Genomic DNA, 22893 nt, shown 5'->3' on the forward strand with positions numbered 1-22893 from the left:
TGGGTGGGGTCAGCAGCCGGGGACGCCGAGCGGGGCGGCGCCGGCGAGGGCTTCGAGGGTCGCCGTCGGGGCGACCGACTCCGTCGGGACGGGGCTCGCCGTCGGGGTCGGTCCGGCCGAGGGCGAACCGCTGGGCGTACGGGCCGGGGCGCCGGGGTCGGCGAGGGAGGCCGCGCTGCGTTGGACCCGCTTCGCGACCATCCGGATGGTGGTGGCGGTTGCCTGGCGCCCGTACACGTCGGTGACCCTGATGCTGTAGGGCCCGGGGCCGATCCCGCGCTCGACGGTCCAGTAGTTGTCGTTCTGGCGGACCGCCGCGCGGAAGCCGCCGCCCGGCCCCTTCGCCTCGACCGAGCGGAGCGGGTTGCCGTGGTTGCCCACCTGCACCGCGAACCACCACTGCGAGGCGCCGTTCTTCATCCGGAAGGTGAGGCCCCCGTCGAGCGGCGGGCTCACCACCGCCCGGTACGTCACCGGCACGACGCCCTGCGCCCGGTCGGCGATCCGGGCGAACGCCTCCTCGGAGAGGTCGATGCGGCCGGGCGTGCACCCGGCGCACTGATCCATGACCACGACCCGGACCGTGCCCTTCGGGCCGCTCACGTCCAGGTAACCGCCGCAGGCCGCCGCCCCCGCGTACTCCGACGGGCCGAGTGCCACGTAGAGCCGGTCCGCCGGAGGGCTCGGAAAGGAGCAGTTGCCGCCCGAGCCGCCCGCGTCGTAGAAGGAGGCCTTTCCCTTGTGGACGGTGGCGCCCGTCGGTGGCGCGGCACAGGCCGGGGCGGAGCCGGAGCGTACGGCGAGGGTGATGCCGACCACGGCGGCCAGGGCGGTGACCCCGGCGCCGGCCATCCAGTGTCTGACCCGCCGATTCCACCGGTGCGTGCCGCTGTCGCCGGCCTGGGTGTCGTTCTCGAGGTCCCTGCCTGGTGCGGTCACGGCGCCTGATGTTGCCCCACCTCCGGTGGCAGCGCAACAACGTCCGAGGCGGGCCGCCCCGATCAGTCCAGCACCTCCACGGTGTCACCGACGCTGACCGTACGACCGTCGCGGGAAGGCCCGCCCGGTTCGGCCCGCACCGTCATCTGGAGACCGAAGCGGAGCTTCCGGCCGATGTTCCGCCGTGCGGCGAGCATCCACAGCGGCTCCCGCCCCCGCTCCCCGGTCTCCTGGTCGATCGTCGCGACCAGACAGCGGCCACACTCGTCGACGCCGTGGAGCACCGCCCCGCCGATCCTGATCCGCCGGCCGACCCACTCACCCTCGGCCCACGGCGCGGCACCGCTGACCACCAGGTTGGGGCGGAACTGGATCATCGGCAGCGGCCCCTCGGAGCTGCCCGACTCCAGCAGCCAGTCGTTGAACGCGTCCAGCGACGCGGTGTTGGCCAGCAGCAGCGGAGTGCCGTCGGCGAAGCTCACCTCGGCGCCGGAGCCGGCCGGATCCGGCCAGGGAACGCGGTTGCCGGCGGGGTCACCGAGCCAGACCAGCCGAGCGGTGCGCCCCAACAGCCGGTTGAGCCAGTCGTCCGCCTCGCGGCCGGCGGCGCGTACCGGTGCGGGCGGCCGCCCCCGGAACACCCGGACCTGGATCGCCTCGCCGCCGGTCGGTTCGGCCAGATCGAGCGGAGCCAGGCCCGGCGCGTCCAGGGTCAGCCCGCCCGGCCGGGACACCGCCCGCACCGTCACCAGTTCCCGGTGCTGGCGCTGGGTCAGGCCGAGCCCGTGTCCGTCCACGATCAGCCAGCGCCGGTCGCCGTCCAGGCCCCACGGCTCGACCCGCGCCGTGTCGCGGTCCATTCGGCGGCACCCCTTCACCGGATAGGTGTGGATCGAGGCGACTCGCATCCGGCCAGGATGACACGACGTGGCGTGACGCGGGCGCCCTCGCTCCGGCAGCCCGGGTGGGGTCAGCCCCGGCGCGGGTGGCCCTTGAGATGCCGGCCCAGCTCGCGGGCGATCTCCCGGTTGGCGTCCCGCTCGGCCAGCGTCTGCCGCTTGTCGTAGGTGCGCTTGCCCTTGGCCAGGGCCAGCTCGACCTTGGCCCAGCCGTTGTCGAAGTACATCGACAGCGGGACCAGGGTCACGCCACCCTCGCGGACCTTCTCCAGGATCCGGTCGATCTCGGCCCGGCGCAGCAGCAGCTTGCGGTTGCGCCGGGGGGCGTGGTTGGTCCACGTGCCGTAGGCGTACTCGGCGATGTGCAGGCCGTACAGCATGATCTCGCCGTCCCGCTCGTGGGCGAACGCGTCCACCAGCGACGCCCGCCCCTCGCGCAGCGACTTCACCTCGGTGCCCACCAGCACGATGCCCGCCTCGTACGTCCGGAGCACGGTGTAGTCGTGCCGGGCCTTCTTGTTCGAGGCGATCAGCCGGCGTTCGGGCTGCTTGGACGGGCTCACCCCGCGACGATATCCGGCCCGCCGCTCAACCCGTCCGCCGCAGGTCCGCGCGCAGCCGCTCGGTCAGGTCCCGCTCCGCCGCCGCGAACGCCTCATCCGACTCGCACGGCCAGTGCCCCAGGATCGGCGGCGGCACGCTGTCGTACGGCGGTGGCACCACGTCGTGCGGGTCGACCAACCGGCGGTCCACGGAGGCCTCCGGCCCGGTGACCGTCCCGGGGTCCCCGGGACGGTGCGGAGCGAAGATCCAACCTCCGATGGGGTCGGTTTCCCGCCACAGGTTCACCCAGCGCCAGCCGACCCGCTCGCCGATCTCGCGCAGCACCTCGTCGTCGACGTAGGCGGGAAACAGCTGCGAGTACAACCGCTGCAGCGGCGTCCCGTAGGTCAGCAGGGCGACCCGGTCGGTGGTCCGGGGCGGCAGTTGCAGCACCGTGGCGGCGAGCAGCACCGAGCCGTGACTGTGCCCGGCCAGCAGCACCGCCTCGCCCTGGTCGACCAGATAGGTGATCCGCCGGGTCAGCTCCGGTACGGCCCGCTCGGCGTAGCAGGGCGGGGCGAAGGGGTGCGCCGCCCGGGGCCAGAACGTCCCCAGGTCCCAGAGCACGCCCACGTACCGGCGGAACTGCGCCGTCCGGTACGCGAAGATGCCGCCGACCACCAGCCCGAGCACGATCGCGGCGATCGCGTAGCTGCCCATCCCGATCAGAAAGTTGACCATGTCGGCGGGCAGCCGGACGTAGCGCTGGATCACGTCACCGGGATAGAGCTGGAGCAGGCCGAGCACGCTGGCGGCCAGGCCGACCGCGGCCAGCCCGGCGTAGACCACGGTGAGCGGGGGCAGCCGCTCGGTGAACCGGGCCCGGGCCACCGCCTGCTCGACCTGACGCAGCCGCTGCGCCGCGTCCGGCGGCGCGTGCGGGAAGTCGGCGGCCACGATCGCGGCCGCGGCCCGCCTCCGCTCGCGCCAGCTCAGCACCGTGACCACGCCGCCGAACAGCAGTGCGGTCAGCACCGCGATGAAGAACCCGAAGATCGCCCACTTGTACGCCAGTGGCGGGCTGGTGGCCAGTCGGTCCGCGGTCTCGCCGTCGCGGTCCAGCAGGTCCGACACCCGGTAGACCAGCTCGGCGGAGAACGCCACGGCGAGGCCGGCGCCCACCGTGACGAAGGCCGGCGCGCCCAGCGCGCGCAGCGGTGATGCCCCCGGCGGCCCGCCCCGTCGCCAGATCACCAACGCGGCGAGTACGAGCAGCAGCGCGGTCTGGCTGGCGAACAGCCAGGCGACGAGCGCGCCGTACCCGGGCAGCTCGCGGCCGTGCGGCCACGGCTTCGGGCTGATGATCGTGTACACGATCACCAGGATGGTCAGGCCGCAGGCGATCGTGCGTAGGCCGCGGGTGAGCCCGTCGAGCCGGGCCGACGGGCCGGGCCGGTCGATGCTCTGCACCACGGTGAGCAGGACGAGGCAGGCGAGCAGCACCGCCCCGGTGGCCACGACCAGCACCCCCATCACCCAGGACGCACCCTCGCTGATCCGGGCGGCCAGCAGGCTGCCGTCCAGGGTGGCGAACGCGGCGGCGACGTGCACCGAGCGCAGCCTGCCCACCAGCGGCGTGCCGTCCCACTGGCCGACCGCGCTCAACCGGTGCGCGGCGGCGGCGGAGGAGGGCTCCCGGGTCCGGAACGCGTCGAACGAGTGGCTGGGGCGGGCGCCCAGCCACCAGACGACTCCGATGGCGGCGACCGGCACCAGCGCCAACACGCCGAGGCGCAACCCGGCCGAGCGCCCGCCGAGCCAGGACAGCCAGGTCCGCCCGGCCATGCAGGACGGGGTGCCCATGCAACGCCAGGCGATCAGGTCCAGCGCCACCCCGACGATGGAGAGCACGTAGAGCATGGTGAGGGTGAGCGCGAGCACCCGGCACAGCGCGACGATGCCGTGCTTCGAGGCGTAACCCGCCGGGCGCATCCAGAGCGCCACGTTGCAGAGCATGAACGGCAGCAGGAACACCAGCGACAGCGTCCGCACGGCCGTGCCGGACGGCAGGTCGCTCCAGCGGTACGCCTCCAGCATGATCCCGTCGGTGCCCTTGGTGTCGGGATAGCCCTCACGTGGGCGGTAGAACCCGCCGCTGCGGTCCCCGGCGACCTGGTGGACGTGCGGCCGGTCCAGCACCTGGTCGGCCCCCGCCCCCGAGACGCCGTGCACCCGCAGCTCCACGACCCGGTCCGACGTCGTTCCGGTCGTCGACGCGTCCGCCATGGGCCCCCCGAGGTGTGCGCGGCAGTCGGGCGGGTCGTCGGTGTGCGGCCACCCGCGCGGCGACCCGGCTTACCCGCCTCGCGCCCGACCAACCGTGAACCGCGTCCCGTACCGACCCGGCCCGGTGCGGCGTACCCCTGGTAGGTGGTTTTATGGGCGCCATGGCGAACCCGGTGATCCTGACCGTCGACGACGACCCGGTGGTGTCCCGGGCGGTGGCCCGGGACATCCGTCGCCGGTACGGCGACCGCTACCGGGTGCTGCGGGCCGCCTCGGGCCCGGAGGCGCTGGACGCGCTGCGGGAGGTCAAGCTGCGTGGCGAGCAGGTGGCGCTGCTGCTGGCCGATCACCGGATGCCGGAGATGACCGGAGTCGAGTTCCTGGAGGCCGCGATGGACATCTTCCCGGCCGCCCGCCGGGTGCTGCTCACCGCGTACGCGGACACCGACGCCGCGATCGAGGCGATCAACGTGGTCGACCTGGACCACTACCTGCTCAAGCCCTGGCATCCGCCGGAGGAGAAGCTGTACCCGGTGGTGGACGGCCTGCTGGAGGCGTGGGCGGTCACCCCGGACGCGGCGACCACCGAGATCCGGGTCGTCGGGCACCGCTGGTCGGCGCCGTCGTTCAAGGTCCGCGACTTCCTGGCGCGCAACCTGGTGCCGTACCGCTGGTTGCTGGCCGACGACCCGGAGGGCGCCCGACTGCTCGACGCCGCCGGGGCCACCGCGGCGGACGTGCCGCTGGTGGTGACCGCCGAGGGCAAGGCACTGATCGCTCCGAGCGAGGCCGAGCTGGCCGGGCTGGCCGGGTTGACCGTGGTGCCCGCCTCCGACTTCTACGACCTGGTGGTGATCGGCGGTGGCCCGGCCGGCCTGGGCTCCGCGGTGTACGGCGCCTCGGAGGGGTTGCGCACCGTGCTGGTCGAGCGGCGGGCGACCGGCGGGCAGGCCGGCCAGAGCAGCCGAATCGAGAACTACCTGGGCTTTCCGGACGGCGTCTCCGGGGCGCAGCTGACCGACCGGGCTCGGCGGCAGGCGGTGAAGTTCGGCGCCGAGCTGCTCAGCGCCCGGGAGGTCGTCGGTCTGAGCGAGGCGGGCGGCGCCCGGCTGCTGCGCTTCGGAGACGGCACCGAGATCGCCGCGCACACCGTGGTGCTGGCCACCGGGGTCTCCTACCGGGTGCTCGACGCCCCGGGGCTGGCCGATTTCACCGGCCGGGGGGTGTTCTACGGCTCCACGGCCACCGAGGCGCCGAGCTGCGTCGACCAGGACGTCTACATCGTCGGCGGGGCGAACTCGGCCGGCCAGGCCGCCGTGCACTTCTCCCGGTACGCGGCCCGCGTGCACCTGCTGATCCGGGGCGCCGACCTGACCGCCTCGATGTCCCGATACCTGATCGACCAGCTGGAGCGCATCGACCGGATCACCGTGCACCCGCACACCGCGGTGGTCGGTGGCGCCGGGCAGGATCACCTGCAACGGCTCACCCTGTGCGACACGCGTACCGGCGAGGCCCGCTCGGTGGACACGTCCTGGCTGTTCATCTTCATCGGCGCCGAGCCTCGGACCGACTGGCTGGACGGGGTGCTGGTCCGCGACGGGCGCGGCTTCATCGTGACCGGTCCGGATCTGCTCGCCGGTGGGCGGCGTCCGGCCGGCTGGTCGCTGTCGCGCGATCCGTACCACCTGGAGACCAGCCTGCCGGGGGTGTTCGCCGCGGGTGACGTGCGAGCCGAATCGGTCAAGAGGGTCGCCTCGGCCGTCGGCGAGGGCGCCATGGCCGTGTCGCTCGTGCACCGTTACCTGGAGGCCCAGTGAGCGCGAGGAGTGAGCCGGGTTTGCGAGCCCCGCAGTCGCGAACGAAGGAGGCCCAGTGACCACCGAGAGCGACCGGCTGACACCCGCGCAGCTGCGTACCCTGTTCCTGTTCGAGGCCCTCGACGACGGGCAGTTGGACTGGCTGGCCGAGCACGGCCGGGTGGAGCAGCGCGCGGGCGGCACCCTGGTGTACGCCGAGGGCGAGGACGCCACCTGCTTCTTCGTCCTGCTGCGTGGCGCGGTGGCGTTGAGCCGGCAGGTACGCGGCGACGACATCGAGGTCAGCCGCACCGAGCAGCGCGGGGTGTACGGCGGCGCCACCCAGGCGTACCTGGGCGACCAGGTCGAGCAGACCTACCGCAACAGCCTGCGGGCGGTGACCGACGCGGAGTTCTTCGTGCTGCCGGCCGAGGATTTCGCGTACGCCCTGCGGTCCTGGTTCCCGATGCCGATGCACCTGCTGGAGGGCCTGTTCTTCGGGATGCGGAACAGCCAGACCATCGTCGGCGAACGGGAGCGGCTGCTCGCGCTGGGCTCGCTCTCGGCGGGGCTGACCCACGAGCTGAACAACCCGGCCGCGGCGGCGGTGCGGGCCACGTCGGTGCTGGGCGACCGGGTCGCCGGGATGCGGCACAAGCTCGCGATGATCGCCGACGGCCGGCTGGACGGTCGGGCGCTGCACGGCCTCGTCGCGTTGCAGGAGGAGGCGGTGGCCCGGGTGGCCACCGCGCCGAAGCTGACCCCGATGGCGACCGCCGACGCCGAGGACGCGCTCACCGACTGGCTGGAGGAGCACGGGGTGAGCGGCGCCTGGGATCTGGCGCCGATCCTGGTCGGTGGCGGGCTCGACGCGGCCTGGTTGGGGCGGGTGAAGGCGGCGGTCGGCCCGGCGGACCTGGAGGCGGCGGTGCGGTGGCTCACCTACACCGTCGACACCGAGCTGCTGATGCGTGAGATCGGCGACGCGGTGACCCGCATCTCCGGGCTGGTCGGTGCCGCCAAGCAGTACTCCCAGTTGGATCGCGCGCCGCACCGGGTGGTGGACGTGCACGACCTGCTCGACGCGACGCTGGTGATGTTCAAGGGGAAGATCCCCGCGCAGGTCAAGCTGGTCCGCGAGTACGACCGCGGCCTCCCGCCGGTCCCGGCGTACGCCGCGGAGCTGAACCAGGTGTGGACCAACCTGATCGACAACGCGCTGGGCGCGATGGGAGAGAAGGGCACGCTGACCGTCCACACCGGACGCGTCGGCGACCTGCTGGCGGTGGAGATCACCGACACCGGCCCCGGCATCCCGCCCGAGGTGCGTCCGCGCATCTTCGAGCCGTTCTTCACCACCAAGCCGGTGGGGGCGGGCACCGGGCTGGGGCTGGACATCTCGTACCGGATCGTGGTGCACAAGCACCACGGCGACATCCGGGTGGAGACCGAACCGGGGCGGACCACTTTCCGGGTCCTGCTGCCGGTCAACGAGGGCACGCCGCCGTCCTGACCTGCGGACCGGTCGTTTCGGCGAGGGCCGAACGATGACGGCCGTACGGTCAGCGACCATGACGATCAGCCACTCACCACCCGTCGCCGAGCACCTGACGATCAACCCGAGCATCCTGTACTTCGGTACCCCGGTGGTGCTGCTGAGCACCGAGAACGACGACGGCAGCGCCAACCTGGCACCGATCTCCTCTGCGTGGGCCCTCGACCACGTCGTCGTGCTCGGCCTCGGCGGCGAGGGGCAGACCGCGTACAACCTCGCCGCCCGCCCCGATGTGGTGATCAATCTTCCCGCTGCTGATCAGTGGGAGGCCGTCGAGCGGCTCGCGCCGCTGACCGGACGGCACCCGGTGCCGGACTCCAAGCGCGACCGGTTCCGGCACGAGTCGGCGAAGTTCGAGGCCGCCGGCCTGCGGCCGCAGCCGTCGTACCGCGTCCGACCGCCCCGGGTGACCGAGTGCCCGCTGCACCTGGAGGCCCGGGTCTCCCGGATCCACGCCGACGCCACTGACTCGTTCCTCATCGTCGAGGCCCACGTACTGGCGGTGCACGCCGACGCCCGCATCGTCGTGCCGGGCACCGACCATGTCGACCCGGGGGCCTGGCATCCGTTGATCTACAACTTCCGCCACTACTTCGGGCTCGGCGCCGAGATGGGTCACAGCTTCCGCTCGGAGACGCCGGCCGGCTGACCTGGCCGGCTCGGGATCATCCGGATGGGGTGACGACACGCCATTGGCACACTCGTGCGACGCGCCGGTCACCTGGAGACATCGGGCAGTTGCACACAGTAGGGTCGGGCGGCATTGGTGATCCCGCCCCGAGGAGGGTACGTGGAGTCGATGGCCCGCCAGCGTACCGCCTCATTGGACGACGATCGGCCAGGCGACCCGCCGGTGCTGCCGGAGCTGGAGGACGCCGTCTGGATGCACCACGCGAGGGAGGTCGCCCACACCAGCTTCTGGGCGGTGGCCCGGCGGCTGCCCCGGCTGGTCCGGGAGGCGGTCGGGCTGGCCTGGGCCACCAACCGCCGGGACACCGTCGCCTCCATCGGGCTCAACGTCGCGGCCGGGGTGATGACCACGTTCGGCCTGCTCGCCACGACCAGCGTGCTGCGCGAGCTGTTCGCCGCAGGTCCCACCCCGGACCGGGTCCGCTCGGCCCTGCCGGCGCTGATCGTGGCCGCCACGGCGGTGTCGGCCCGCGGTGGTCTGACGATCGCCGCCGGTTGGGCTCAGGCCCGGTTGACCCCGCAGATCAACTACCAGGTGGAGCTGCGGCTGTTCGAGGCGACCACGGCGGTGGACCTGGCCGCGTTCGACGACGCGGGGTTCGCCGAGGAGATGGACCGCGTGCGGGACCGGGGGATGGGCGAAGCGGCGTACATCGTCGATCACACCGTCAACCTGGTAACCGGTGTGGTCGGAATCCTCGCCACCGCGGTCGCGGTGACCGTCATCCAGCCGCTGCTACTGCCCTGCCTGCTGCTCGCGGCGATACCCCAGGCGATCACGGCGGTGCGGATGGCCCGCCGGGAGTACCTGGCCATGCTGGCGCGGATCACCCGGCGACGTCGGATGTGGATGCTGGCCCATCTGATGGCCAACCGGCGCACCGCCGCCGAGGTGCGCGCCTATCAGATGCGCGACTTCCTGCTGGCCGAGTACCGCGCTGTGATGGCCGTCGAGACCCGGGCCCAGTTGCGACTGGTCCGCTCGCAGACGGGCACCCGGGTGGTGGGCGCGTCCGTCGCGGGGCTGGCCACCTTCGGGGTGTACGCGGTCCTCGGCGGTCTGCTGCTGGGCGGAATGGTCGCCCTCGCCGCCGCGGCGACCGCCATGCTCGCCCTGCAGTCGGCGCGGACCAGCCTGGGGGTGGCCGTCGTCGCCACCAACTCGCTCTACGAGGACGCCCTCTACTACCAGGACTACCGGGACTTCCTGGACCGTGCCGGCAGCCGGGTGCCGATCGGCGGTGAGCGGGCGGCCGACGGCGTCGACGCGGTCGAGCTGGACGAGGTGAGCCTGCGCTATCCGGACACTGACGCGCCAGCGGTGGACCGGGTCAGCCTGACCGTCCGGCGGGGCGAGGTGATCGCGCTGGTCGGCGAGAACGGCTCCGGCAAGACCACCCTGGCCAAGCTGATCGCGGGGCTCTACCAGCCGACCGGCGGGGTGATCCGCTGGGACGGCGTCGACGCCGCCGAACTGGACCCGCGTACCGTCGGCGCGCAGGTGGCCGTGATGACCCAGGATTGGTGGAGGTTTCCGTTCACCGCCGGGCAGAACATCCGGGTCGGGCGGCACGACCGGCCGCCGGATCGACCGGGCCCCAGCGTGCAGGATGCCGCCGCCGCGGCCGCCGCCCACGACATGATCGTCGGTTTGCCGCACGGCTACGACACCCTGCTCGACCGGGAGTTCAAGGATGGCCACGAGCTGTCCGGCGGGCAGTGGCAGCGGCTGGTCGCCGCTCGGGGCCTCTACCGGGACGCCGCCCTGCTGATCTGTGACGAGCCGTCGGCAGCCCTGGACGCCCGCGCCGAACACGCTCTGTTCCAACATCTGCGTCGCCGACCGGACCGCGCCGTCGTCCTGATCACCCACCGGCTCGCCAACGTCCGGCACGCCGACCGGATCTTCGTCATGGACCGGGGTCGACTCGTCCAGCAGGGCAGTCACGACGAGCTGATGGCGGCCGGCGGCCTCTACCGCGAGCTGTTCGACCTCCAGGCCAGCGGCTACCTCGCCGGCACCGACGACGCGCTACCCCGCTGAGCACCGGGCAGCTCGCGCGGCTGAGGCCGACCCACCTGGCCCAAGGTCGGGCCGGGCCGGGGCGGCCGGGGGAGGGGAGGTCAGGCGCGGCGGTCGCGGGTGAGGAAGTCGGCGAGCACCCGGGTGTGGGTCGAGAACGCCAGCTCCACCGGCTCGGTGAGCACCAACCACTCAGTCGCCTCCTCGGTCGGCGCCGACGGCGGCAGCTCCTCGGCCCGCCGCTCGGGCAGCACCCCGAAGATCATCATCGTGCCGCCCGCCGGGGCGCCGTGCACCGCGAACAGCCGGGCGTCCTCGGCGCCCGCCACCAGCCCGGTCTCCTCCCGCAGTTCGCGGACCAGCGCGTCGGACCACTCCTCGCCGTACTCGATGAAACCGCCGGGCAGCGCGAGCAGCCCGCGGGCCGGCTCGATGTCCCGGCGGACCACCACCACACCCAGGCCCTCGGCGGTGCGGACCGGCAGCACGGCCACCGCGACGGGCAGCGGGTTGCGCCAGACGGTCTCGGCGCAGGCCGCACAGACCCGCGGCCAGCCCGCCGCCGGGTAGGCGGTGCCGCAGTAGGAGCAGTGCGAGTACGGCGTACCGGTCATGCCGCAGCACGTTACCCGCACCGCCGTCGCGGTCCTCGGGCCGGCGGCGGCGGTGCGGATGCGCTGCTCAGGCGGCGGGGGTGCCGGTGTAGAAGGCGGTGGTGCGTTCGGCGGCGGCCTTGGCCTCGTCGGCGTCGGTGCCGCCGGCGATGCTCGCCTGACCCCACAGTTCGCTGCTCAGCTCCGTGAACCGCCGGCCCTCGTCGGAGACGCTCCACTCGGCTGCCTGCTCCGGCGAAACCCCGCTGCCGTCGGCGGACAGGTACGAGGCGAGACCGAGCAGGCCCAGGTCCCAGCCGACGCCGACGGCGCCCGGCCCGAACTGGGCCCACCGGTCCTGGTCGACGTGCGCGATGTGGTCCAGCTCGAATCGGGTCCGCTCGTCGTCGACCGGGGTGAGCCGCACCTCGATCCAGCTCACCTCGCCGCCGAACTCCCAGGTGGCGGTGAAGCGGTGCGGCGGGTCGCAGCTCTCGACGGTGCCGCTGGCGTTGTCCTGGAGCTGGTACCGCCCGTGCAGCCGCAGGTCGCCGCTGATCGGCAGGAACCAGCGCGGGATGCGCTCGGCGCTGGTGCAGGCGTCCCAGAGATCCTCGACCGTCGTGTGGTACGTCTGGCTGATCGTGGTCACCCGGGCCTCGCCGGCCTCCAGGGTGCGGCTGCCGACATGGCGCTGGACCGCGTTGATCTGCTCGATCGCGTTGATCATTGTGGGTTCCTCTCCTCGGGTGGGTCGGCGGGCCCGCGCAGCCGGCGTTCGCGTCGGCCCCGGGCCAGCTCGGTGGCGAGTGCCGCCAGGGGCGGCGTCCAGAACCGGCGGAAGTGCTCCAGCCAGCCGTCCACCTCGCGCAGTGGGCGCGGGTCGACCGCGTAGAGCCGCCGGGCGCCCTCCGGCCGCACGGTGGCGAAGCCGTTGTCCCGCAGCACCTTGAGGTGCTGGGACACGGCGGGCTGGGAGATGCCGAACTCCTCGCGGATCACCGCGCTGACCGCGCCGGCGGTCTGCTCGCCACCGGCGAGCAGCTCCAGGATGCGGCGCCGGACCGGATCGCCCAGCACGTCGAAGGCGTGCACGACGACCTTTATATCAGGACGAGCTTATTTAAGCCAACGGTGATATGCCGATCAGCTTGTCGAGTCGGATCGGCAGGTCGCGGATTCGTACGCCGGTCGCGTGGTGCACCGCGTTGGTGATCGCCGCCGCGGTGCCGACGATGCCGATCTCGCCGATGCCCTTCACCCCGGCCGGGTTCAGCTCGCCGTCCTGCTCGTCCAGCCAGTGCGCCTCGATCCGCTCCACGTCCGCGCAACCCGTGATGTGGTAGGTGGCCAGGTCGTGGTTGACCCAGTCGCCGTACCGCTCGTCGAGCACGCCCTCCTCGTGCAGCGCCATCGACAGGCCCATCGTCATGCCGCCGATGAGCTGGCTGCGCGCGGTCGTCGGGTTCACCACCCGCCCGGCGGCGAACACCCCGAGCAGCCGGTTCACCCGCACCTCGCCGGTGTCCGCGTCCACCCGGACCTCGGCGAAGTGCGCCCCGTACGCGTACCGCGGCAGCGCGGGCTGTTCCCGCACCTCGTCGGCGGTGCTCACCTCCGCGGTCACCTCCCGGTCGGACGGCACCCCGCCTGGGGTGTCCCGAAGCTTCTCCCGCAGCGCCTCACACGCGCGGATCACCGCCCAGCTCCACGAGGAGGTGCCCATCGAGCCGCCCGCCACCCCGGCCGGCGGCAGGTCGCTGTCGCCGATCTGGATCTCCACCCGCTCCGGCGACACCCCCAGCGCGTCGGCCGCCACCTGCCAGAGCGCCGTCCGGGCGCCGGTGCCGATGTCGGTGGCGTCGATCCGGACCAGGAAACCGCCGTCGGGGCGCGCGGTGGCCGTCGCGGCGGAAGCCCGCGCCCGCGCCGGGTAGCTCGCGCCGGCCACCCCGGTGCCGACCAGCCAGCGCCCATCGCGCCGGGCCCGGGGTGCGGGGTCCCGGTCGGCCCAGCCGAACCGGCGGGCCCCCTCGCGCAGACAGGCAACCAGGTTGCGGCTGGTGAACGGCTGTCCCAGCTCGGGGTCGACCGCGGGGTCGTTGCGGATCCGCAGCTCCACCGGGTCGATGCCGGCCTCGGTGGCCAGCTCGTCCATCGCCGACTCCAGGGCGTACGCGCCGGGGCACTCGCCCGGGGCGCGCATCCAGAACGGCGTGGGCACGTCGAGGCGGGCCAGCCGGTGCGTGGTGCGCCGGTGCGGCGCGGCGTACATGCTGCGCGTGTAGACGGCGACCTGCTCGGCGAACTCCTGAAGGGTCGAGGTCTGGGTGATCGAATCGTGGCAGATCGCGGTGAGTCGCCCGTCGGCGTCGGCGGCGAGCCGGACCCGCTGGATGGTGGGAGTGCGGTAGCCGACCGGCCCGAACAACTGCTGCCGGGTCAGCGCCAGCCGAACCGGCCGGTCCACCTGCCGCGCCGCCAGCGCGGCCAGCACCACGGCCGCTTTGGGGTATCCCTTGCTGCCGAAGCCGCCGCCAACGTGCTGCGCGATCACCCGGACCGACTCGCGGGGCAGCTCGAACAGTTCGGCCAGGACTGCCTGCACCGGCGTGGCGCCCTGGTTGGAGTCGTGCACCAGCAGTCGCCCGTCCCGCCACTGCGCGGTGGTGGCGTGCGGCTCCATCGGGTTGTTGTGGTACGCCGGCGTCCGGTACGTGGCGTCCAGCCGTACCGGCGCGGCCGCGTACCCAGCGTCGAAGTCGCCCTCCGCCGTGTCCGTCGGGTAGCTGGGGTTGACCTGGTCCGGCCGGTACAGGCCGGGGTGGTCGGCGGTGAGCACCGTGCTGTGCGGCCCGGCGTCGTAGTCGATCCGGACCAGCCGGGCGCCCTCCCGGGCCGCCTCCAGGCTGGTGGCGACCACCACCGCGATCAGCTGCCCCCGGTAGTGCACGGCCGGCTCCTGCAACAGCCACAGGTCCGGCTCCGGCCCGGGCGCTAGTCGGGGCGCGTTGCCGTGGTGCACCACGGCGAGCACGCCGGGCAGCGCGAGCGCCGGCGCGGCGTCGACCCGGGTGATGCGTCCCCGGACCACCGCCGCCGGCACCGCCCAGCCGTAGGTGACCCCGTCCACCGGGTACTCCACCGCGTACCGTGCCGTGCCGGTGACCTTCTCCCGACCCTCCAACCGGGGATACGCCCGCCCCACCGCGCCGGTGGTCATGGTGCGGAGGTCCCCTCGGCCAGCTCGGTCAGGGCCCGCACCGTGATCGCCCGGGTCAGCGGCAGCTTGAAGCCGTTGTGCCGCAGCGGGCGGGCCTCGGCCAGCTCGGCATCGGCGGCCCGCGCCGCCAGCTGCGGGCTGAACGGCCGCCCGCGCAGCTCCTCCTCGGCCCGGTACGCCCGCCACGGCCGGTGTGCCACCGCCCCGTACGCCAGCCGGACGTCGCGGACCACGTCGCCGTCGAGGTCCAGCACCGCGGCCACCGAGCCGACGGCGAAGGCGAACGACGCCCGGTCGCGCACCTTGAGGTACGCCGAGCGGCGCGCGGCCGGCAGGTGCGGCAGCCGGACAGCGGTGATCAGCGCACCTCGGGCCAGGGTGGTCTCCCGTTCCGGGTGCTCGCCGGGTGAGCGGTGCAGCGCCGCCAGCGGAACGTCCCGCGGACCGTCGGGCTCGTGCACCTCCACCACGGCGTCCAGCGCGGCGAGCGCGACCGCCAGGTCCGACGGGTGGGTCGCCACGCACAGGTCGGACCAGTCCAGCACGGCCAGGTCGCGGTTCTGGCCGTGCCGGGCGGCGCAGCCGCTGCCCGGCTCGCGCTTGTTGCAGGCCTTGCCGGTGTCCTGGAAGTAGACGCAGCGGGTGCGCTGCAACAGGTTGCCGCCGGTGGTGGCCAGGTTGCGCAGCTGCCCGGAGGCGGCGGCGAGCAGCGCGCGGGCCAGCACCGGGTAGTCGCGCCGGACCACCGGGTGGGCGGCCAGGTCGCTGTTGCGGACCGTCGCGCCGATCCGCAGCCCGCCGCCGGGCAGCTCCTCGACGGCGTCCAGCGGCAGCCGGGTCACGTCCACCAGCAGGTCGGGCCGCTGCACCCCGAGCTTCATCAGGTCCACCAGGTTGGTCCCGCCGGCCAGGTACGCCGCCTGCGGCTCGACGGCCAGCACGGCGACCGCCTCGGCCACGCCGGCGGGCCGGTGGTAGCGGAACGGTCTCACCTCGTCGTCGCCGTCTCGCGAACGGCCGCGACGATGTGCGGGTACGCGGCGCAGCGGCACAGGTTGCCGGCCATCCGCTCGCGGATCTCCGCGTCGGTCAGCTCGGGCGGGGCGGTGAGGTCGCCGGTGACCGCGCTGGGCCAGCCACGGGCGACCTCGTCGAGCATGCCACGGGCGGAGCAGAGCTGGCCGGGGGTGCAGTAGCCGCACTGGAACGCGTCGTGCGCGACGAAGGCGGCCTGGAGCGGGGACAGCTCGTCCGGGCCGGCCAGCCCCTCCACGGTGACCACCGACCGGCCGTCCAGAGTGACCGCGAGGAGCAGGCAGCTCTTCACCCGCCGGCCGTCCAGCAGCACCGTGCACGAGCCGCACTGGCCGTGGTCGCAGCCCTTCTTCGCCCCGGTCAGGCCGAGCTGTTCGCGCAGCGTGTCCAGCAGGGTGGTGCGGTTGTCCAGGGTCAGCTCGCGGTGCGCGTCGTTGACGTCGAACGCCACCCGGGACGAGTGCCGCTCGTCGGTGGTCGTCTCGCTCTCCGGTCCGCCCCGCACCGGCTCAGACTAGCTTTGCCAGTACATATCCGGGCGAACAACCCATAGACCCTCGCACGGAAGGATTCGGCGGGTCAGCGACCCGCGGTCCGTCGGCGGCGCAGCCCTTCGCTGGTGAACGCGTGATACACGATCATGACGATGACGCCGATCAGGCCCAGCATCGGATTGACGAACCAGCCGAGCAGGCCGCTGAGCCCGTAGAGGACCAGGCCGGTGACCGGTCGCAGCCGCTGCGTCCGCACGTACCCGGGACTGACCCCGCGCTGAAGCAGCTCCGGGTGGCGGTGCAGATAGCCGAAGAACACCAGCCACGGCGCCGACATCAGCGCGGCGGCCAGCGCGTACAGGGCGACGGCGGCCCGACGGTCGGCGGTGTCGCCGTGGGTGAGCACGGACGCCAGCACGGCGGTCGGAAACGGGATGATCACCGCGCCGAAGAGGATGCCGAGGTTGATCCAACTCAGCGCGAGGGTGGTGGCGCGGATCAGCCGGACCAGCGCGTGGTGGTTGAGCCAGAGCACGCCGACGTAGACGAAGGACACCACGAAGGCCAGGTAGGACGCTCCTTCGTCGAGCAGCCCGGCCAGCAACTCACCCGCGTGGTACTCCGGCACCCGCAGCTCGATGACCAGCAGCGTGATGACGATGGCGAAGACGCCGTCGCTGAACGCGGTCAACCGGTCCGTCTCGGACATCCGTGGCCCGGTGTCGGGCTGCTCGACCTCGTCGGCTGCTGCGGCCATTGGCGCAGGCTAACCGCCCGGTGCGGTTTATCGAGGCGTCAGCTCGAGAATACTGTGTATTATACCGAGTATGTTAACCGTAGGTGATGGATCGTGAGCATCCGTCACGCCATGCTGGCGCTGCTCACCGAGGCACCGAAGTACGGTCTCCAACTCCGCCAGGAGTTCGAGGCGCGAACCGGCGAGGTCTGGCCGCTCAACGTCGGGCAGGTCTACACCACGCTGCAACGCCTGGAGCGCGAGGGGCACGTCGAGTCCGACGACGCCGGCCGCGACGGCGCCCAGAAGCGCTACCGGCTCACCGCCGACGGCGAGCGCGAGCTGCACAGCTGGCTGCGTACGCCGCCGCAGGCCGGGCCGCCGCCCCGGGACGAGCTCGTCATGAAGGTGCAGGTGGCGATGCGCCTGCCCCAGGTGGACGTGACCGGGATCCTCCAGGCCCACCGGCGGCGGATCGTCGAGGAGATGCAGCACTACACGCATCTCAAGGCCGACGCGTCGCCGGAGGACGTCGGCCTGGGCCTCGTCGTCGACGCCGAGTTGTTCCGGCTGGAAGCGGTCGTCCGGTGGCTGGACGCCGCGGACGCGCGCCTGCGTACCCGTCCGACGCCGCCCGCCGACCAGGCCGCCGCACCGCCTGCCGCCGACGCTCCCGCCGGGCGTACGACGCGGCCGGACCGCGACCGGACGTCAGGAGCCCGGCGATGAGCGTCGTGTTGAGCCTGCGACAGGTGTCCAAGGTGTACGGCGCCGGTGCCGCCGCCGTGCACGCCCTGCGCGCGGTGGACCTCGACGTGGTCGCCGGTGAACTGGTCGCCGTGATGGGCCCCAGCGGCTCGGGCAAGAGCACCCTGCTGACCATCGCGGGCACCCTGGAGGAGCCCACCGACGGCCAGGTCACGGTGTGCGGGTCGGACCTCGCCACGCTCTCCGCCGACGCCACCGCCCGCCTGCGTCGCCGGTCGCTCGGCTTCGTCTTCCAGGATCTGAACCTGCTCGCCGGCCTCTCCGCCGCCGAGAACGTGGCCCTGCCCCTGGAGCTCGACGGCATGGCCGCGCGTCCGGCGCGAGCCGCCGCCCTGCGGGTGCTCGACGAGCTGGGGTTGACCGACCGCGCCGGGCACTTCCCCGACGACCTCTCCGGCGGCGAGCGCCAACGTGTCGCGATCGCCCGCGCCGTGGTGGGGGACCGGCGGTTGCTGCTCGCCGACGAGCCCACCGGCGCCCTCGACGCGGCCAACGGCGAAGCCGTCCTGCGGATGCTCCGCTCGGCCTGCAAGCGCGGCATCGCGGGAGTGATGGTCACCCACGACGCCCAGCTCGCCTCCTGGGCCGATCGGGTGATCTTCATACGGGACGGCCGGGTCGTCGACCAGACCGCGCCGTCGGCCGGCCCGGACGCTCTGCTCGCCCCGGACCCGGCGCTGTGACCGCCACCGCGAATCCGAGCCGGACGGCCACCCGGCCCACGGGCGGCGGGCTTGCGGCCCGCCGCGCGGTGATCCGCTGGGCGGTACGACTGTTCCGCCGCGAGTGGCGGCAGCAACTGCTGGCCATCGCGCTGCTCACCGTCGCGGTCACCGGCGCCACCTTCGGTCTGGCGGCGACCTGGAACCTCCCCCCGTCGAGCGACGCCACGTTCGGCCGCGCCGACCAGCTCATCCGGATCCCCGGCGACGACCCCGCCGCGCTGGACAACCGGGTCACCGCCGCTCGGGCGTGGTTCGGCACGATCGACGTGATCGGTCACCGGCGAGTGCCGGTGCCGGGACTGTTCGACCCGGTGGACGTCCGGGCCCAGGACCCCGCCGGGGCGTACGGCGGCCCGATGCTCGCCCTGCGGCAGGGCCGCTACCCGTCCGGGCCCGACGAGCTGGCGGTGACCGACGGGGTGGCGGAAGCCCTGCGCGCCGGGCTCGGCGCCCGGGTCCCGCTCGGTGACGCCGACCGCCTGATCGTCGGGGTGGTCGAGAATCCGGCGGACCTGCACGACGAGTTCGCCCTCACCGACCCCGCCCACGCCGAGCGGCCGCAGTCGGTGACCGTGCTGGTGGCCGGCGACCGCGACACCATGGAGGCCTTCCGCCGGACTGTCGACGGCCCGCTGGTGCGCGAGTCCCGGCCGGCGGCCGAGCGCACCGTGCTCACCCTTGCCGCCCTGGCGCTGGCAACCGTCGGCCTGCTACTCGTGTCGCTCGTGGCCGCCGCGGGATTCGTGGTGCTGGCGCAGCGCCGGCTGCGTCAGCTCGGCATGCTGGCGGCGATGGGCGCCACCCGCCGACATCTGCGGCTGGTGCTGCTGGTCAACGGCGCGGCTGTCGGGGTGGTCGCCGCGGTCTGCGGCACCGCCATCGGGGTCGCCGCCTGGCTGGTCACCGCCGGTCTCGTCGAGACCGCCGCCGGGCACCGCATCGGCCGCTTCGACCTGCCCTGGCTCACCGTCGGCGTGGGCATGCTGCTGGCCGTGGTCACCGCGACCGCCGCCGCCTGGTGGCCGGCCCGCGCGGTGGCGCGTACCCCGATCATGAGCGCGCTGTCGGCACGGCCACCGGCCCCGCCGGCGGCGCGACGGACCGCCGTGGCCGCGGCCGCGCTGCTCGCCGCCGGCCTCACCGCCCTGGTGCTCTCCGACGGGTCGAACCCGCTGCTCATCGTCGTGGGCAGCGTCGGCACCGTGCTCGGCGTGCTGCTCGCCAGCCCGCTGACCATCCCGGCTCTGGCGGCGGCCCGGGGCGGCCTTCCGGTGGCCGTTCGGCTCGCGCTGGCCGACCTGGCCCGGTATCGCGTTCGGGCCGGTGCGGCGCTCGCCGCCATCAGTCTCGCGGTGGGCCTGTCGGCGGCGATCGTGGTGGGCTCCGCCGCGGCGGAGTACCGCAGCCGGGAGGCCGCCGGGCTGGGCAACCTGGCGGACAGCCAGTTGCTGATCCGGATCGGGCAGCCGGATCCGGTGATTCCGGAGCGTACGGCGGCCGAGATCGCCGCTCTCCAGGCCCGGACCGACACCATCGCGGCCGGCGTTGGCGCGGCCACCGTCATTCCGCTCGACATGGCGGTGGTGGCCTCGCACACCGACCCGGGTCGGGAGGGGGGACCGACCGGCCACCCGGCCGTCGAGATCGGCGTTCCGGCAGCGGCCGGCGAGTCGACCCCCTCCCATCCGCTCTACGTGGTCAGTCCCGGACTGCTCCGGCTGAACGGGGCGGACGGGATGGCGGTCGAGGCCGACACCGACGTGCTCACCGCCCGCACCGGTGAGCTGGAGCTGGTGAACATCCCGGCCCGGGGCGTGCGGCCGAGCGTGCGCACCCTGCCCCGGTCTGGCTACACCGGGCTGCCCGACTCGTTGATCACTCCCGCCGCGCTCGCCCGGCACGGCTGGCAGCCGGCCCGGGTCGGCTGGTTCCTCGCGGCCGACCACCCCCTCACCGGCGCGCAGCTGGCCACGGCCCAGGAGCTGGCCGCCACCGCCGGGCTCACCATCGAGTCACGTCGGTCGCAGAGTTCGCTGACCGCGCTGCGGACCGGCGCGACCGTCGCCGGCGTGCTGCTCGCGCTCGGGGTGCTCGCGACAACCGTCGGGCTCATCCGGGGCGAGGCGGCGGCGGACCTGCGCACCCTGACCGCGACCGGTGCGTCGAGGCGGGTACGGCGGACCCTCACCGCCACCACCGCCGGGGCCCTCGCCCTGCTCGGTGCCGTGCTGGGTGTGGCCGGCGCGTACCTGGCGTTGGCCGCTGCTCTGCACCGTGACCTCGACCCGCTCGGCGCCGTGCCCGTCGCGCACCTCGTGGCGATCGTCAGCGGGCTGCTGGTGGTCGCCACCGGCGCCGGATGGCTGCTCGCCGGCCGGCCGCCGCCGTCGCTGGCCCGTCGCGTCCTGGACTGAGCGCCGGGCGAGACCAGGGCACCCTGGGCGCCGATCGGCGCGGCGCCCAGGGTGCCTCGGTCTCGCCCACCCCCGTTTCAGGCCACCGGCGTGGCGGTCCCGGTCGTGCGGGCGAGGCGCTGGTGGGCGCGGATCAGCTCGGCGTAGCGCAGGCCGCTCGCCTTCACCGTCCGGCGCTGGGTGGCGTAGTCCACGTGCACCAATCCGAAGCGCTTGTCATAGCCGTACGCCCACTCGAAGTTGTCCAGCAGCGACCAGACGAAGTAGCCGTCCAGCGGCACACCCCGGGCCACCGCCGACGCGCAGGCCGCCAGGTGCTGCTCCAGATGGTCGGTGCGCTCCTTGTCCTCCACCGTGCCGTCCGCGGTGACCTCGTCCGGCCACGCCGAGCCGCTCTCGGTGACGATGATCCGGCCCGGCCGGTACTCCCGGCTCACCTCGACCAGCAGCCGCTCCAGCCCCGTCGGGTACACCTCCCAGCCCATCGCAGTCTCCACCGAGCCGGGCACCGGCACCTGCCGGGCGTACGGCGGCGGCCCGGCCGGGTCGTCGACCACGAGTTGCCGGAAGTAGTAGTTCACGCCGAGGAAGTCGGTGGGCGTGGCGATCACCGCCAGGTCGTCGCCGCGTACCGGCGGTTCGACTCCGTAGGTGGCGATCATGTCGGCGGGGTAGCCGCGCCCGTGCACCGGGTCCAGCCACCAGCGGTTGACGTGCCCGTCGGCCCGCCGGCCGGGCCGGCCCGGTCGCGCCGACGAACCGGGCCGGCCCGGCCGCCTCCGCGCCTCCGCTCAGCCGCGAAACGTCGGGCATGTGACTCCCGGCGCGCCCAATGCGATGATCGCGTGACGGCTGGGCTGGCATCGACGGTCCTATACTGGGCGCACCGGTCGTGGGACCCGTGAGCGGAGGCGGGCGTGCCACTCTTCTTCCTGAGCTACGCCCAAGAGGACAACCGCAACGGTCAGGTGCAGGCGTTCTTCGGCGATCTCAGCGAGGCGGTGGCCGGGCTGGCCGGGGTCCGCTGGCACGAGGCCGGGTTCATCGACGGGCAGATGCTGCTGGGCACCACCTGGACGGACGCCCTGGCCGGCGCTCTCTCCACCAGCGCCTGCCTGATCGCGCTCACCTCCCCCCGGTACGTCGTCAGTGACTACTGTGGCCGGGAGTTCCGGGTCTTCGCCGACCGGATCGACGAGCACGAGCGGCAGTTCCAGGTCCGCCCGCCAGCGCTGGTGCCGGTGCAGTGGATCCCCTGCGACCGGCTGCCCGAGGTGGTCGGCACCTACCAGTACCGCAACTTCCCGACCGGCACGGTCTACGCCCAGGACGGGCTGCTCACCCTCAAGCAACGCCGCCGGCACGAGGACGAGTACCGCGACTTCGTCGACGCGCTGGCCAAGCACATCGTGCAGACCGCGCGCGACCACACCCTGCACCAGCCGGCGCAGCGCCCGACCTTGGCCAAGGTGACCAGCGCGTTCGGTCAGCCGGCCCGCCCGCAGGCGCAGACCGGGCCGGCCGTGGCCGGCGTCGTGCAGCGGGCCACCAGCGCGCGGCACGTGCACATCGTGCTGGTCGCCGGCAGCTCCGCCGAGCTGGCCGACAGCCGTCCCGGCGCCGAGGAGCGCTACGGCGCGGTCTCCCGGGACTGGCGGCCGTACCGGCCCGAGCTGGAGGTGCCGATCGGCAGCTGGGCCGGCGCCATCGCAACCACCAAGAGCTACGGCTGGACGGTGGAGGATGCGGAGGAGTTGGCCGCGGTCCGGGAATGGGCCCGGGCCCACAACCAGATCGTCGTGCTGGTGGTCGACGTCTGGTCGGCCGACCTGCCGCGCTACCAGCTCAGTCTGATCCGCTACGACCGCGACGTGGCCTCGCCGCGGGCGCCGGTGCTCGTACCCTGGACGGCAGCCGACGACGCCGCGTCCGGTGGTAACCGCAAGATGTGGGACACGCTGGCCCGGGTGCTCCCGCATCACGTGCTGCACAACACCCGCGACCTGTGGCGCACCGAGATCGCGACCTCCGCCCGCTTCCAGGAGGAGCTGGAGGACGTGCTGGTGGTCGAACAGGGCCGGATCTACCGCACGGGCACGGTCTACCAGGAGCCACCCACGGACGGCTCCGGCCAACGCCCGATCCTCGAAGGTCCCTAGGGGAGGCAGGCC

The 22893-nt window shown here is 73.5% G+C and carries 19 protein-coding genes and 1 pseudogene; 8 read left to right on the top strand and 12 right to left on the bottom strand.

All coding sequences use genetic code 11. The features are described 5' to 3' along the window. Nucleotides 1-9 precede the first annotated feature (9 nt). The 4 genes from ACFYPS_RS01840 to ACFYPS_RS01855 form a co-directional block, all read right to left on the bottom strand. Nucleotides 10-939, bottom strand: a complete 930-nt coding sequence (locus ACFYPS_RS01840) for an expansin EXLX1 family cellulose-binding protein (protein WP_354962354.1) — start codon at nucleotides 937-939, stop codon at nucleotides 10-12. A 62-nt stretch (nucleotides 940-1001) separates the two neighbouring features. Then, entirely contained in the window at nucleotides 1002-1847 is an 846-nt protein-coding gene (locus tag ACFYPS_RS01845; protein ID WP_354962353.1) for an MOSC N-terminal beta barrel domain-containing protein, read from the bottom strand. 62 nt (nucleotides 1848-1909) lie between these two features. Beyond that, nucleotides 1910-2401 carry an SsrA-binding protein SmpB gene (gene smpB / locus ACFYPS_RS01850; protein ID WP_354962352.1) on the bottom strand — a complete coding sequence of 164 codons (492 nt, stop codon included), beginning with the start codon at nucleotides 2399-2401 and terminating at the stop codon, nucleotides 1910-1912. Between the two features lie 25 nt (nucleotides 2402-2426). Then, nucleotides 2427-4667, bottom strand: a complete 2241-nt coding sequence (locus tag ACFYPS_RS01855; protein WP_354962351.1) for a hypothetical protein — start codon at nucleotides 4665-4667, stop codon at nucleotides 2427-2429. A 152-nt stretch (nucleotides 4668-4819) separates the two neighbouring features. Between ACFYPS_RS01855 and ACFYPS_RS01860 the strand changes: the two genes are divergently transcribed. The 4 genes from ACFYPS_RS01860 (at nucleotide 4820) to ACFYPS_RS01875 (ending at nucleotide 10755) form a co-directional block, all read left to right on the top strand. Further along, the gene (locus ACFYPS_RS01860; RefSeq protein ID WP_354962350.1) at nucleotides 4820-6487 is read left to right on the top strand and encodes an FAD-dependent oxidoreductase; all 1668 of its coding nucleotides are present in this window, start codon (nucleotides 4820-4822) and stop codon (nucleotides 6485-6487) included. A 55-nt stretch (nucleotides 6488-6542) separates the two neighbouring features. Further along, the gene (locus ACFYPS_RS01865; protein WP_354962349.1) at nucleotides 6543-7979 is read left to right on the top strand and encodes an ATP-binding protein; all 1437 of its coding nucleotides are present in this window, start codon (nucleotides 6543-6545) and stop codon (nucleotides 7977-7979) included. A 58-nt stretch (nucleotides 7980-8037) separates the two neighbouring features. Next, nucleotides 8038-8670 (top strand): flavin reductase family protein, encoded by a 633-nt coding sequence (locus tag ACFYPS_RS01870; RefSeq protein ID WP_354962348.1) that lies wholly within the window; start codon nucleotides 8038-8040, stop codon nucleotides 8668-8670. A gap of 150 nt (nucleotides 8671-8820) precedes the next feature. Beyond that, nucleotides 8821-10755, top strand: a complete 1935-nt coding sequence (locus ACFYPS_RS01875) for an ABC transporter ATP-binding protein (protein ID WP_354962586.1) — start codon at nucleotides 8821-8823, stop codon at nucleotides 10753-10755. Nucleotides 10756-10835: 80 nt separating this feature from the next. On the opposite strand, the gene ACFYPS_RS01880 is transcribed toward ACFYPS_RS01875, so the two are convergent. The 7 genes from ACFYPS_RS01880 to ACFYPS_RS01910 form a co-directional block, all read right to left on the bottom strand. After that, nucleotides 10836-11348, bottom strand: a complete 513-nt coding sequence (locus ACFYPS_RS01880) for an NUDIX domain-containing protein (protein WP_387322287.1) — start codon at nucleotides 11346-11348, stop codon at nucleotides 10836-10838. 67 nt (nucleotides 11349-11415) lie between these two features. Continuing rightward, nucleotides 11416-12057 (bottom strand): SRPBCC family protein, encoded by a 642-nt coding sequence (locus ACFYPS_RS01885; RefSeq protein WP_354962346.1) that lies wholly within the window; start codon nucleotides 12055-12057, stop codon nucleotides 11416-11418. Next, nucleotides 12054-12422 (bottom strand): metalloregulator ArsR/SmtB family transcription factor, encoded by a 369-nt coding sequence (locus ACFYPS_RS01890; RefSeq protein ID WP_354962345.1) that lies wholly within the window; start codon nucleotides 12420-12422, stop codon nucleotides 12054-12056. The genes ACFYPS_RS01885 and ACFYPS_RS01890 overlap by 4 nt, the downstream gene beginning before the upstream one ends. A gap of 28 nt (nucleotides 12423-12450) precedes the next feature. Continuing rightward, nucleotides 12451-14550 carry a xanthine dehydrogenase family protein molybdopterin-binding subunit gene (locus tag ACFYPS_RS01895; protein ID WP_354962344.1) on the bottom strand — a complete coding sequence of 700 codons (2100 nt, stop codon included), beginning with the start codon at nucleotides 14548-14550 and terminating at the stop codon, nucleotides 12451-12453. Then, nucleotides 14547-15542: a xanthine dehydrogenase family protein subunit M gene (locus tag ACFYPS_RS01900; protein ID WP_354962343.1), complete on the bottom strand. Its 996-nt coding sequence runs from the start codon at nucleotides 15540-15542 to the stop codon at nucleotides 14547-14549. Before ACFYPS_RS01900 ends, ACFYPS_RS01895 begins: the two co-directional genes overlap by 4 nt. Beyond that, nucleotides 15539-16036, bottom strand: a complete 498-nt coding sequence (locus tag ACFYPS_RS01905) for a 2Fe-2S iron-sulfur cluster-binding protein (RefSeq protein WP_354962585.1) — start codon at nucleotides 16034-16036, stop codon at nucleotides 15539-15541. The genes ACFYPS_RS01900 and ACFYPS_RS01905 overlap by 4 nt, the downstream gene beginning before the upstream one ends. A gap of 128 nt (nucleotides 16037-16164) precedes the next feature. Further along, nucleotides 16165-16836 carry a TMEM175 family protein gene (locus ACFYPS_RS01910; protein WP_354962342.1) on the bottom strand — a complete coding sequence of 224 codons (672 nt, stop codon included), beginning with the start codon at nucleotides 16834-16836 and terminating at the stop codon, nucleotides 16165-16167. A 93-nt stretch (nucleotides 16837-16929) separates the two neighbouring features. Here ACFYPS_RS01910 and ACFYPS_RS01915 point away from each other — a divergent pair, with 93 nt between their 5' ends. From ACFYPS_RS01915 to ACFYPS_RS01925, 3 genes are read left to right on the top strand one after another with little or no spacing between them, the layout of a single operon-like run. Beyond that, the gene (locus ACFYPS_RS01915) at nucleotides 16930-17544 is read left to right on the top strand and encodes a PadR family transcriptional regulator (protein ID WP_354962341.1); all 615 of its coding nucleotides are present in this window, start codon (nucleotides 16930-16932) and stop codon (nucleotides 17542-17544) included. Next, nucleotides 17541-18266 carry an ABC transporter ATP-binding protein gene (locus ACFYPS_RS01920; protein ID WP_354962340.1) on the top strand — a complete coding sequence of 242 codons (726 nt, stop codon included), beginning with the start codon at nucleotides 17541-17543 and terminating at the stop codon, nucleotides 18264-18266. The genes ACFYPS_RS01915 and ACFYPS_RS01920 overlap by 4 nt, the downstream gene beginning before the upstream one ends. Then, on the top strand, nucleotides 18263-20722 hold the full coding sequence (locus ACFYPS_RS01925) for an FtsX-like permease family protein (protein ID WP_354962339.1): 2460 nt from the start codon (nucleotides 18263-18265) through the stop codon (nucleotides 20720-20722). The genes ACFYPS_RS01920 and ACFYPS_RS01925 overlap by 4 nt, the downstream gene beginning before the upstream one ends. 77 nt (nucleotides 20723-20799) lie before the next feature. Here ACFYPS_RS01925 and ACFYPS_RS01930 read toward each other — a convergent pair. After that, a pseudogene (locus ACFYPS_RS01930) lies at nucleotides 20800-21438 on the bottom strand (family 1 glycosylhydrolase); the annotation flags it as partial. Between the two features lie 201 nt (nucleotides 21439-21639). Between ACFYPS_RS01930 and ACFYPS_RS01935 the strand changes: the two are divergent. Then, on the top strand, nucleotides 21640-22881 hold the full coding sequence (locus tag ACFYPS_RS01935; RefSeq protein WP_354962338.1) for a TIR-like protein FxsC: 1242 nt from the start codon (nucleotides 21640-21642) through the stop codon (nucleotides 22879-22881). Nucleotides 22882-22893: the final 12 nt, after the last annotated feature.

The sequence above is a fragment of the Micromonospora sp. NPDC005087 genome, from assembly GCF_042872965.1.
Taxonomy (GTDB): domain Bacteria; phylum Actinomycetota; class Actinomycetes; order Mycobacteriales; family Micromonosporaceae; genus Micromonospora.

What these genes read in the sequence shown, in the direction of transcription:
- ACFYPS_RS01845 (WP_354962353.1), bottom strand. Translation starts at nt 1,847, where the DNA reads ATGCGAGTCGCCTCGATCCACACCTATCCGGTGAAGGGGTGCCGCCGA.
- ACFYPS_RS01855 (WP_354962351.1), bottom strand. Translation starts at nt 4,667, where the DNA reads ATGGCGGACGCGTCGACGACCGGAACGACGTCGGACCGGGTCGTGGAG.
- ACFYPS_RS01860 (WP_354962350.1), top strand. Translation starts at nt 4,820, where the DNA reads ATGGGCGCCATGGCGAACCCGGTGATCCTGACCGTCGACGACGACCCG.
- ACFYPS_RS01870 (WP_354962348.1), top strand. Translation starts at nt 8,038, where the DNA reads ATGACGATCAGCCACTCACCACCCGTCGCCGAGCACCTGACGATCAAC.
- ACFYPS_RS01875 (WP_354962586.1), top strand. Translation starts at nt 8,821, where the DNA reads ATGGCCCGCCAGCGTACCGCCTCATTGGACGACGATCGGCCAGGCGAC.
- ACFYPS_RS01880 (WP_387322287.1), bottom strand. Translation starts at nt 11,348, where the DNA reads ATGACCGGTACGCCGTACTCGCACTGCTCCTACTGCGGCACCGCCTAC.
- ACFYPS_RS01885 (WP_354962346.1), bottom strand. Translation starts at nt 12,057, where the DNA reads ATGATCAACGCGATCGAGCAGATCAACGCGGTCCAGCGCCATGTCGGC.
- ACFYPS_RS01895 (WP_354962344.1), bottom strand. Translation starts at nt 14,550, where the DNA reads ATGACCACCGGCGCGGTGGGGCGGGCGTATCCCCGGTTGGAGGGTCGG.
- ACFYPS_RS01910 (WP_354962342.1), bottom strand. Translation starts at nt 16,836, where the DNA reads ATGGCCGCAGCAGCCGACGAGGTCGAGCAGCCCGACACCGGGCCACGG.
- ACFYPS_RS01920 (WP_354962340.1), top strand. Translation starts at nt 17,541, where the DNA reads ATGAGCGTCGTGTTGAGCCTGCGACAGGTGTCCAAGGTGTACGGCGCC.